The organism is Acidovorax sp. LjRoot38 (assembly GCF_964252975.1).
Classification (GTDB): Bacteria; Pseudomonadota; Gammaproteobacteria; order Burkholderiales; family Burkholderiaceae_C; genus Acidovorax; species Acidovorax facilis.
In genome coordinates, this window is sequence record NZ_CAXUPT020000007.1 from 291225 (window position 1) to 301871 (window position 10647).

Sequence of the window (10647 nt, forward strand, 5' to 3'; positions counted from 1 at the left end):
CATAGGTGGCGCTGGGGACAGGTTCAGACCAGCTGGTTTCGGATGGCGTAGACGGTAAGCTCCGCATTGTTGGACAGCTTGAGTTTTTCCAGCACCCGTGAACGGTAGACACTCACTGTCTTTGGACTCAGCATCAGCTCTTCTGCAATGTCCGACAGCCTGCGTCCGGACGCGATTTTTACCAGCGTTTGCAGCTCCCGCTCCGACAAGGCCGTGTGTGGCGCTTCCGGCGTAGGCTGTGCCAGGCTGTCCGCGAGCATCTGCGCCACTTCTGCCGTGAGGTACTTGCGTCCCTGCATGACGGTCCGCACGGCAGCAATCAGCTCGACCGGGTCCCCTGCCTTGTTGGCATATCCTTGCGCGCCAGCTTTCAGGCAGCGCAGGGCGTACTGATCTTCTGGATACATCGAGACCACCAGCACCTTGATGGCGGAATGGGTTTCGCGCAAGCTGGTTAGCACCTCCAAGCCGCTGCGGCCCGGCATATTCAAGTCCAGCAGCAATACGTCGCAGGCGGCGGAGCGCAAGACCTCGCGCAACTCGGAATACCCTCCGGCCTCGCCGGTTACCTGGATGTCGGGCGCCTCGGCCAGCGTATCGCGTATTCCGCGCCGCAAGACGGCGTGGTCATCGCACAGGACCACATGAATCACTGCGCATCTCCTGGAGCTGGTGGTGTTGTGTGCGATGTTAGCGGTATGGAAAGGATCACGGACGTGCCCTGGCCGGGCCGACTGCTGATGTCCAGCCATCCCCCCACTGTACGGGCACGCTCATGCAGGCCTTTGAGCCCAAAGGCTTTTGGTTTTTCGAGCATGCAGGGGTCAATGCCTTGCCCATCGTCAGTCACTTCCAATGTCAGGACATCCTCTTTGTCGGAGAGGTCAATGTGCACTGTGCGGGGATGTGCGTGTTTGGAGATGTTGGTCAGCGCCTCCTGCGCTGTGCGATAGGCAACCAGCTGAATATCTGCGGTGGCCCGGATAGATTCGCTGCTGCTGATAACCCGGGCGGGAATGCCCGAGCGACGCTCAAATCCGGCGGCAAGCCATTGCACCGCTGCCACCAGTCCCTGTTCAAGAATCGGGGGGCGCAGGTTCATCATGATGCGTTGGCTTGCTCCAATGGCATGCTGCAGCATCTCTGCCGCTGAGGCTGCATGCTCTTGCATCTCCGTATTGGTGCTATGGCGTCCGATCCATGCCACATCGAACCTGACGGCGGTCAGTGCGCCGCCGATATCGTCATGGATCTCGCGGGCAATGGACGCACGTTCCTGCTCGATCGAGGTTTGCAGATGTTCCGTCAGGTCAGCCAGTCGGCGCTCCGAGGCTTCCAGTTGCGAGACAGCCAGTTCGCGCGCCTGACGGGCTTCATGAACCTCCAGGGCGCGTGCAATGACATGCGGCAGCCGCTGAAGGTCGTCTTTAAGCAGGTAATCGGCAATGCCCAGGCGGATCGCATCTACAGCTGCTGCCTCGCCGATGGCTCCCGACAGAAGGATAAAGGGGGGGTGTTGCGGCTTTTGCACCACATGTGCCCACGCGTCCAATGCCGTGAAGCCGGGCAGCCGGTAATCTGCCAAGATGATGTCGAACGGCTGGATATCTGTGAGCCGCTGGAATTCGGAGAGCGAATCCACCCGATGGAGGTGGCAGTGGAGACCGGAGCGCCGCAGGGTCAATGCGGTCAACTCATGATCTGCCAGTGAATCTTCAAGATGCAGGATGTTGAGGGTCTGGTCTGATGCTATGGTGACCATAGGAGCGCTATCATAGGATACAAATTGGAACAAACAAGGGTGTTTGTCCGATTGGGATGGTTTCAGCGTCAGCGTCCAATGGGCGCTGACACCATGGTGCACACGGGCTTGGGGCCACTGTGCGGGTGTCGTAGTTCTGTGTTTTTGCGTGCTTTGCTGCTGCGTGCCGCGATGGAGAAACGATGCAATCTACGCTAACAACGTCTGGAGGACCTGCTGTCCAGGTTCCCGTCATGGTGGCGGCAGAACTGCAGGATTCGTTGCTGGTCGTTATGCATGACCTGCATCGCCTGGAAGGACTGCTCAACCATGCTACCGATAACCTGCTGGAACGCTTTGGGGAGGCAAACGCGGTGCTGACGGATGCTGCCGTTGCAGATTCCCCGGAGCTGGTAGCTGCCCGCGCTGCGCTGCGCAGTGCAGTGACTGAGTTGCAGTTCCAGGATATGGCGTCCCAGCTGATATGGCACACGACCAAGGTGCTTCAAGGATGCGCGTTTCGTTTGGCTTCCGAAGCCATGGGCAATGAAGATGGCGAAGAAGCGGCGCCCTTTGCGGAGATGGCGCCCGACCGGCCTAACCCTGTCACGCAGAGCGAGATGGATGCCGGTTCGGTGGACCTGTTCTGATCTTTACATCACTGGTTAACCTATATATTTAAGTCAGTTGGAGCCTTACATGCAATCGATCCTTGCCGTAGATGATTCACCGTCCATGCGGAAAATGGTGTCGTTCACTCTGACGGGTGCCGGCTATCACGTCGTGGAGGCGGTGGATGGGCAGGATGCCCTGGAAAAGGCCGAGAGCCACAATATTGATCTTGTGCTCGCTGACCAGAACATGCCCCGGCTTGACGGGATCGGGCTCACTCGGAAACTGCGTGAGAACCCTAAGTTCAAGACCATTCCCATTCTGATCCTCACCACCGAGTCCAGTGATCAGATGAAGCAGGCGGGACGTACTGCTGGCGCGACCGGCTGGTTGGTCAAGCCCTTCGATCCCAATCGCCTGATTGAAGTTATCCAGAAAGTGATCCGCTGAGTCGGGTTGTCCGGGATCACCAAGTACACAGGAGCCCATGATGGCGGAAACTTACCAAGAAGGATCGGGTGCAGGTGCTGACTTCGACCTGAGCCAGTTCTATCAGATCTTTTTCGAGGAAGCGGGCGAAAACCTGGACCAGATGGAGCAGATGCTTCTGGATCTGGATTTGAGTAGCGCCAATGACGAAGAACTCAATGGCATCTTCCGGTGCGCCCATTCCATCAAGGGTGGTTCAGCCACTTTTGGATTCTCGGATGTTGCGGAGTTGACCCACCAGATGGAGTCTCTCCTGGACCGCTTGCGCCGCCACGAGCTCCAGCCGATTCCGCAGATGGTGGATGTGCTTCTCGAATCTGCCGACGCCTCACGGAGCCTGCTGGCCCGCCACCAAGCAGGTGGGCAGGGCGAAGCTGTTTCCACCACCTCACTGGTGCGTCGCATTAGTGAACTTGCTGCAGGGTTGGTCCCCGGGGATGCCCCTGCTGTCACTCCGCCCCCGCCGCCGGCCGCACCTGCTCCAACTCCAGCTCCAGCTCCACAGGCTGCAGCACCAGCGCCGGCACCGAAGGTAGTGACACCGGCGGTGGCCGGACAGGCGCGGACCCTGGAGATTCAGATTGGTCCCTTGGATCGACTGGAGCAGGCGGATGCCATCAAGGAGCTTTTTCGGGATATCCCGGGCCTCGGGGCGATCCGTGACATAGAAAGTCCACAGGCCAATACGCGGAGTTTCGCGGTGGAAACCACCTCCACCAACGACGATCTGCTCGACCTGTTTGCCTTTCATGTGGCCAAGCAACAGGTGCTGATCCGTGACGCTGCGGCGCCAGCGTCGGGCGTTGCCGCTGACGAGGATGAAGAAACGGTCCTTGCTGCTGGCGCCGCTGGGGGTGAGGCCTACGGTTTCTTCAGCGAAGCGCCTGGTGCCCCACGTGCGGATGCACCTCACGCAGCGCAGGCCCCAGCCCAAGCTGTGAAGGTTGCTGCAGCCCCCAAGGCCAGCGAGCCCAAGGTTGCCATGCAGGCGCAGATGGAGTCCACGACCATTCGGGTCGATGTGAAAAAGGTCGACCAGCTCATCAATCTGGTGGGCGAGCTGGTGATAACCCAGGCGATGCTGGCGCAAAACAGCCGGGGCCTGGATGCTGGTGCGTACCAGCAGTTGCTGGCAGGGCTGGCTGACCTGGATCGCAATACCCGCGATCTTCAGGAGTCGGTCATGTCGATCCGCATGATTCCGATGTCCATTGTCTTCAGCCGTTTCCCCCGCATGCTCCGGGACCTGGCCAACAAGCTGGGCAAGAAGGTGGAACTGGTGACGCTGGGCGAAGCCACCGAACTGGACAAGGGGCTGGTGGAAAAGATCACCGATCCGCTGACTCACTTGGTGCGCAACAGTTGCGACCACGGTATTGAGATGCCCGCAGACCGATTGGCCAAAGGCAAATCCGAGCATGGGACCATCACGTTGTCTGCCTCTCACCAAGGCGGCTCGATCGTGATTGAGGTACGCGACGATGGCCGTGGGCTCTCGCGCGAGAAGATTCTCAGCAAGGCCCAAGAGCGCGGCATTGAAGTGTCAGAGCAGATGAGCGACGCGGAGGTCTGGCAATTGATTTTCGCGCCCGGCTTCTCCACAGCTGACGAGGTGACGGATGTGTCCGGGCGTGGCGTGGGAATGGATGTGGTCAAGCGCAACATCGCTGCACTCAATGGTTCGGTCGAAATCGATTCCGCTGAAGGCTACGGAATGAAGGTTTCTGTGCGCCTGCCACTGACGCTGGCCATCATGGATGGCATGTCCGTGGGGGTGAGTGATGAGGTCTACATTCTTCCGCTGTCTTCGGTGGTGGAGTCCTTCCAGGTCAATGCAGACGATGTGAGCACCGTGGCCCAAGGTTCGCAACTGGTGAAAGTGCGCGATGAATACATGCCGGTGATTGCGCTGGAGAAAATTTTCCAGGTGCCGCGTTTCGATCCCAACAAATCCAGCAACATCATGGTGGTGGTCGAGGCGGATGGCAGCCGTGTGGCGCTGTTGGTCGATGAGCTGCTGGGCCAACACCAGGTGGTGGTCAAGAACCTGGAGTCGAACTACCGCAAGGTTCCCAACGTTTCGGGGGCCACCATCTTGGGTGACGGCACGGTCGCACTCATTCTGGACACAGGCGGTTTGGTGCGCAGGGCGCGCCACTAGATTCAAGCGGCCGTTCCCAGGGGCACGGCGCTGTCACGAAAGGAGAAGCACCATGAGTGTGATGGGTAAAACAGCAGAGGCGGTGCCAACGGGCACCCGTGAATATCTGACTTTCCGTCTCGACCAGGAAGAGTACGGTATCGACATCCTGAAGGTGCAGGAGATACGTGGCTATGAGCCACCTACACGGATTGCGAACGCCCCTAACTTCATCAAGGGTGTCGTCAATTTGCGCGGCACCATCGTGCCCATCGTTGACATGCGGCTCAAGTTCAACTGCGCGCAAGCCGACTACAACAGCTTCACGGTGGTCATCATTCTGAACCTCCGCAACCGGGTGGTAGGAATCGTGGTGGACTCCGTCAGCGATGTGATGGAGCTGACACCTGAGAGCATCCGTTCGGCGCCTGATATCGAAAGCGCCATCGACAACAGCTGCATCCTGGGGCTGGGGTCGGTGGGGGAGCGGATGCTGATTTTGCTGGACATCGAGAAACTCATGTCCGGCGTAGACATGGGGCTGGTGACTGCCAACGAGTAGGACTCCTCCGTCACCAACGTGGTGGACCCGGCACCTGCCAGATTTCAGGTGTGGCTTGCAGATCTCTAGGAGCGAACAGGATTTCCCGTCGGATGATCAATATGGCCCAACCCACCAGTGCCTCTTCAACAGCCCGGCCTTCCGTTGGCAGGGCGGATCCAGCGTTTGCCGCTGCTGCAGCGCCGTCGGGGCCGCTGGCTCAAGGGCGTGAATTCGTCTGGACCAATGCAGATTTTGCGCGGGTGCAGGCCTTGATCTATCAACGGGCCGGGATCAGCTTGCACGATGGCAAGCACGCCATGGTGTATAGCCGCCTTTCACGCCGCTTGCGGGACACGGGCCACAGCAGCTTTCACGACTATCTGGGATGGCTGGAGACGCACGACGGGCCGGAGTGGCAGGAGTTCATCAATGCCCTGACCACCAACCTCACTGCGTTCTTCCGCGAGCAGCACCACTTTGAGATTTTTGCTTCGCACCTGCGGAGCAAGCCGTCTGCCAGCTGGAAGGTTTGGTGCAACGCGGCATCCACCGGAGAAGAGCCTTATTCCATTGTCATGACCGCGTTCGAGGCGCTGGGAGCCAACGCTTCTTTCAAGCTGACTGCCAGTGACATTGATTCCCGCGTGCTGGCGACGGCGGCGCAAGGGGTGTACCGCCTTGACAGTCTCAAGGGGCTGAGCCCGGAGCGCCTGCAAAAGTTTTTTCTGCGGGGAAAGGGTGGCAACCTGGGGATGGTGCGGGCCAAGCCGGAGTTGCGCCGCGCGATTGACTTTATGAGCGTGAACCTCATCCGGGATGACTGGCCGTTCAAAGAGCCCTTCGATGTGGTTTTCTGCCGCAATGTGATGATCTACTTTGACGCCGCCACGCAGCGACGCGTGCTGGAAAGGATTCACCGGGTCCTGAAACCCGGGGGCATGCTGTTTGTGGGGCATGCCGAAAACTTTAGCGAGTCCAGAGACCTGTTTACGCTGCGTGGCAAGACCGTGTACGAGCGTCGCTGACCTGCCATGTTGCCTCGCACCTAGCCCATGACCAATATTCCATCAGGATCCTCTCTTTCTCCGGCCGCCGCCTCTTCTGGCGCGTCCGAGCGGCGCCGTGCCCCTCGCATTGCGCCGTTGAGTGCGGACATCTACTCTGCGGGGGCAGGTCCTGCAAGGGAATCATCGCTGCAAGATCTCAAGGCGCGCAGCCGCAAGCCTGGGGAGGCATCCTTTTTCTACCTGGACCATCATTTCCAGCACAACGCTGTGAAGGTGCTTCCTGGTGAGTATTTCGTCGGCGACGAGAACATGATCATCATGACCGTGTTGGGGTCGTGTATTGCCGCCTGCTTGTGGGACAGCCGCGCGCATGTGGGAGGGATGAACCATTTCATGCTGCCCGATGGTGACGTGGCGGATGCGTCGGGCCGCTATGGTTCATACGCGATGGAATTGCTGATCAACGAGATGCTCAAGCTGGGCGCCCGGCGCGAGACCATGCAGGCCAAGATATTTGGCGGTGCGCAGGTCATGCACAACTTCACGACCATGAACGTCGGTGAGCGCAACACCAATTTTGTTTTGAACTACCTGCACACGGAGCGGATTCCCATCGTCTCCGAGGATGTATTGGATATTTATCCGCGCAAGGTGGTTTTTTTCCCCATCACGGGGAAGGCCATGGTCAAGCGATTGGCACACGCACATCCCGAAACCCTGGTGGCCCAGGAAGTGCGTGGCAATGCAGCTACTGTGGCAAAGACTACCTCGGGCGGTTCTGTCGATCTGTTTTGAGGAAGGCGTGAGTTAATGAGCAGGAAAATCCGGGTGATCGTGGTGGACGATTCGGCGCTGGTCCGTAGTCTGCTGTCCGAGATCATCAACCGGCAGCGGGACATGGAGTGCATTGGCACGGCCAACGATCCCTTGGTGGCACGCGAGATGATCCGCGAGCTCAATCCTGATGTCATCACACTGGATGTTGAGATGCCACGGATGGATGGCATCGATTTTCTGGGGCGTCTGATGCGCTTGCGCCCGATGCCAGTGGTGATGATTTCCACGCTGACGGAGCGGGGCGCCGAGGTGACCATGAAGGCGCTCGAACTGGGGGCCGTCGATTTTGTGGCCAAGCCCCGGGTGGGGCTGGCCAGCGGCCTCAATGATCTCGCTGCGCAGATCGTGGACAAGATCCGTGTGGCTGCGGTCGCCCAGGTCCGCCGTGCACCCGTGCGTGACGCTGCGCCAGCAGGGGGCGGCGCCGGGGCTGCTGTCGCGCCCCCAGCCTCGGCTCTCCTGGGCCGTCTGTCCACCGAAAAGCTGATCTGCATTGGTGCTTCCACAGGGGGGACGGAGGCTATCAAGGAGGTGCTGGTGCAAATGCCGGCGGATTCGCCCGCGATTGTCATTACCCAGCACATGCCTCCAGGGTTCACCACCAGCTTTGCTGCCCGCTTGAATGGCTTGTGTCAGATTACGGTCAAAGAGGCGGTCAATGGCGAGCGCATCTTGCCTGGCCATGCCTACATCGCGCCGGGTGGCACCCAGTTCCATGTAGCACGTAGTGGTGCCAACTATGTGGCGGTGGTGGATGACGGTCCGCCCGTGAATCGTCACAAGCCCTCGGTGGAAGTGCTGTTCAAATCTGCCGCCGCAGTGGTTGGACGCAACGCCTTCGGCATCATGCTCACTGGAATGGGTAATGATGGAGCGGCTGCGATGCGCGAAATGAAGGACGCCGGCAGCTACAACTATGTGCAGGATGAGGCGACCTGTATTGTCTTTGGCATGCCGCGTGAGGCCATTGCCCATGGCGCTGCTGATGAGGTTCTGCCGCTGGGGCAGATCGCGCCTGCGCTGATCACCCGTCTGCGCGGCGCTACTGATCGGCTGCACCACCGCATCTGATGGAATAACGCGGCCCTTGAGCGCTGCAGGCTGGATGGTTTCCTGCGGGCCGCGCTATGTTCCCCGACCGGCTAACGCTATGCGGACAGGGCTGTCCAGCGCTCCAGTGCGGCCATCAACTCGTCTTCGATCGCGCCCGCCCTCGCGGTCATGACTGCTGCCCGCGCCGGATCGGTGCTGTAGAGGGTCCCATCTGCCAGTGCCTCTTGGAGCGCCTGCTGTTCGGATTCCAGGCTGGCGATCTGCGCCGGGAGCTGATCCAGTTCGCGCTGCTCCTTGTAGCTAAGCTTCTTTTTTGATAGCTGTTCGGGCTTGCTGGATAAGCGCTGATCGGCATTTTGACTCAAAATTTCCGCATCAACCTTTTTGGTGGCAGGTGCTGAAGCGTTGAGAGCCCTGCTGCGCTTGGATTGCAGCAGCCAGTCCTGCACGCCGCCTTCGTACTCTCGCCACAGTCCATCGCCTTCAAATGCGATGGTACTGGTGACGACGTTGTCGAGAAATGTCCGGTCGTGGCTGACGAGGAAGACCGTACCTTCATAGTTCTCCAGCAGCTCTTCTAGGAGATCCAGCGTGTCGATGTCCAGATCATTGGTGGGTTCATCCAGCACCAGGACGGTGGCAGGACGGGCGAACAGCCGCGCCAACAGCAAGCGGTTACGTTCCCCACCCGATAGCGAGCGAACCGGAGAGTGCGCGCGGGCCGGAGAGAACAGGAAATCGCTCAGATAGCTTTTCACGTGTTTGCGCTGGTTGCCAATCTCGATCCATTCGCTGCCAGGGCTGATGAAGTCTTCCAGCGTGGCATCCAGATTGACCGCGTGGCGCATCTGGTCGAAATACGCAACTTGCAGGTTGGCTCCCTGGCGGATGGTGCCCTCGTCAGGCGCCAGTTCGCCAAGGATCATCTTGAGCAGCGTGGTCTTGCCCGCTCCGTTGGGGCCGATCAGTCCCACCTTGTCGCCGCGCAGGATGGTCCCCGTGAAGTTGCGAACAATCGTTTTGTCGCCGAACGATTTGCCCACCCCGGTCAGTTCAGCGACGATCTTGCCCTGGTAGCCATTGGAACCACCGGTTGCCACATCCATGCGAACGCTGCCGACCACCTCGCGACGTGCTTCGCGGCGCGCACGCAATTGCTCCAGGCGGCTGATGCGGCTCTGGCTGCGCGTACGGCGTGCTTCGACGCCACGACGTATCCAGACCTCTTCCTGCGCCAAAAGCTTGTCGGCTTTGGCCGAGATGACAGCCTCCTGCGCCAGCTGCTCTTCTTTCTGTATCTGGTATTGCGCGAAGTTTCCGGGGTAAGACCGGAGCTGGCCTCGGTCGAGTTCCACAATGCGCGTGGCGACCCGGTCCAGGAACGATCGATCATGGGTGATCGTGACAACGCTGCCGGGAAAGTCGAGCAGAAGGTCCTCCAGCCATTCAATCGAATCAAGATCCAGGTGGTTGGTCGGCTCATCCAGCAAAAGTACGTCTGGGCGTGCCACCAAGGCTTGTGCCAAGGCCACGCGTTTTTTGGTTCCGCCCGACAGCGTGCCGACCACCGCGTCCGGATCAAGGTGCAGCCGCTGCAGGGTTTCCTCCACCCGTTGCTCCCAGTTCCAGGCGTCATACGCTTCAATCTCCGACTGCAATGCGTCCAGGTCTAGTCCTTCCGCACCCGACAGGTACTGGTCGCGGATCGCGATGACACGCTGCAATCCTTCGGATGCCGACTTGAAGATGGTGGCGGTAGCGTCCAGGGAAGGTTCCTGGGCCACAAATGCAATCCGCACTCCTTGCTGTACCTGGAGCGAGCCGTCGTCTGGTTTTGCCAGGCCTCCAAGAATTTTGAGAAGCGAGGATTTGCCTGCGCCATTGCGGCCGATCAGGCCGACACGTTCCGCAGTCTCCAGAGAAAAGCCAGCGTGGTCCAGCAATGCAACATGCCCAAATGCGAGTTGGGCGTCCAATAAGGTGATAAGTGCCATAAGAGCAAGATTATCGGGGCGGGGCCGTATAAGCCTGTTGGGGATCTTCGGCGCTGCTTCAGTGGGCTCGTCTCTTCACATGGGTAGTGCTGTGCATATGACATGCACTTGCAGCACTGTGTGTATGTGCCTGTTGCTCCGTCCGCGCTCCGGTAGAACCAGACATCGAATGAGTCGGGCGCTCTTGCCGCCCAAGAGTGGCGACGGGAGCGCCTGCCCAGTAGTCTTGC

10 protein-coding genes are annotated in these 10647 nt (G+C 59.6%); 7 read left to right on the forward strand and 3 right to left on the reverse strand.

Translation table 11 applies throughout. The features are described 5' to 3' along the window. Positions 1 to 23 precede the first annotated feature (23 nt). Together ACSQ22_RS15550 and ACSQ22_RS15555 are read right to left on the reverse strand one after the other, a co-directional pair. Entirely contained in the window at positions 24 to 653 is a 630-nt protein-coding gene (locus ACSQ22_RS15550; protein WP_228898922.1) for a response regulator, read from the reverse strand. Continuing rightward, complete coding sequence (locus ACSQ22_RS15555; protein ID WP_436130825.1) at positions 650 to 1762, reverse strand: ATP-binding protein; 1113 nt, start codon at positions 1760 to 1762, stop codon at positions 650 to 652. Before ACSQ22_RS15555 ends, ACSQ22_RS15550 begins: the two co-directional genes overlap by 4 nt. Positions 1763 to 1944: 182 nt before the next feature. Between ACSQ22_RS15555 and ACSQ22_RS15560 the strand changes: the two genes are divergently transcribed. The 7 genes from ACSQ22_RS15560 (at position 1945) to ACSQ22_RS15590 (ending at position 8441) form a co-directional block, all read left to right on the forward strand. Then, the gene (locus tag ACSQ22_RS15560) at positions 1945 to 2391 is read left to right on the forward strand and encodes a hypothetical protein (RefSeq protein WP_010466010.1); all 447 of its coding nucleotides are present in this window, start codon (positions 1945 to 1947) and stop codon (positions 2389 to 2391) included. 49 nt (positions 2392 to 2440) lie between these two features. Continuing rightward, positions 2441 to 2803, forward strand: a complete 363-nt coding sequence (locus ACSQ22_RS15565; RefSeq protein WP_010466008.1) for a response regulator — start codon at positions 2441 to 2443, stop codon at positions 2801 to 2803. A 40-nt stretch (positions 2804 to 2843) separates the two neighbouring features. Beyond that, complete coding sequence (locus tag ACSQ22_RS15570) at positions 2844 to 5003, forward strand: chemotaxis protein CheW (RefSeq protein WP_436130826.1); 2160 nt, start codon at positions 2844 to 2846, stop codon at positions 5001 to 5003. Between the two features lie 52 nt (positions 5004 to 5055). Continuing rightward, entirely contained in the window at positions 5056 to 5544 is a 489-nt protein-coding gene (locus ACSQ22_RS15575) for a chemotaxis protein CheW (protein WP_010466005.1), read from the forward strand. Positions 5545 to 5645: 101 nt separating this feature from the next. Continuing rightward, positions 5646 to 6551: a CheR family methyltransferase gene (locus ACSQ22_RS15580; RefSeq protein ID WP_436130827.1), complete on the forward strand. Its 906-nt coding sequence runs from the start codon at positions 5646 to 5648 to the stop codon at positions 6549 to 6551. A gap of 27 nt (positions 6552 to 6578) precedes the next feature. Continuing rightward, positions 6579 to 7328, forward strand: coding sequence for a chemoreceptor glutamine deamidase CheD (gene cheD, locus ACSQ22_RS15585; RefSeq protein ID WP_055398273.1), 750 nt, complete (start codon positions 6579 to 6581; stop codon positions 7326 to 7328). Between the two features lie 15 nt (positions 7329 to 7343). After that, positions 7344 to 8441 carry a protein-glutamate methylesterase/protein-glutamine glutaminase gene (locus tag ACSQ22_RS15590; RefSeq protein ID WP_055398272.1) on the forward strand — a complete coding sequence of 366 codons (1098 nt, stop codon included), beginning with the start codon at positions 7344 to 7346 and terminating at the stop codon, positions 8439 to 8441. 77 nt (positions 8442 to 8518) lie between these two features. Here ACSQ22_RS15590 and ACSQ22_RS15595 read toward each other — a convergent pair whose 3' ends face one another. Continuing rightward, positions 8519 to 10417: an ATP-binding cassette domain-containing protein gene (locus tag ACSQ22_RS15595; RefSeq protein ID WP_436130828.1), complete on the reverse strand. Its 1899-nt coding sequence runs from the start codon at positions 10415 to 10417 to the stop codon at positions 8519 to 8521. Positions 10418 to 10647 lie beyond the last annotated feature (230 nt).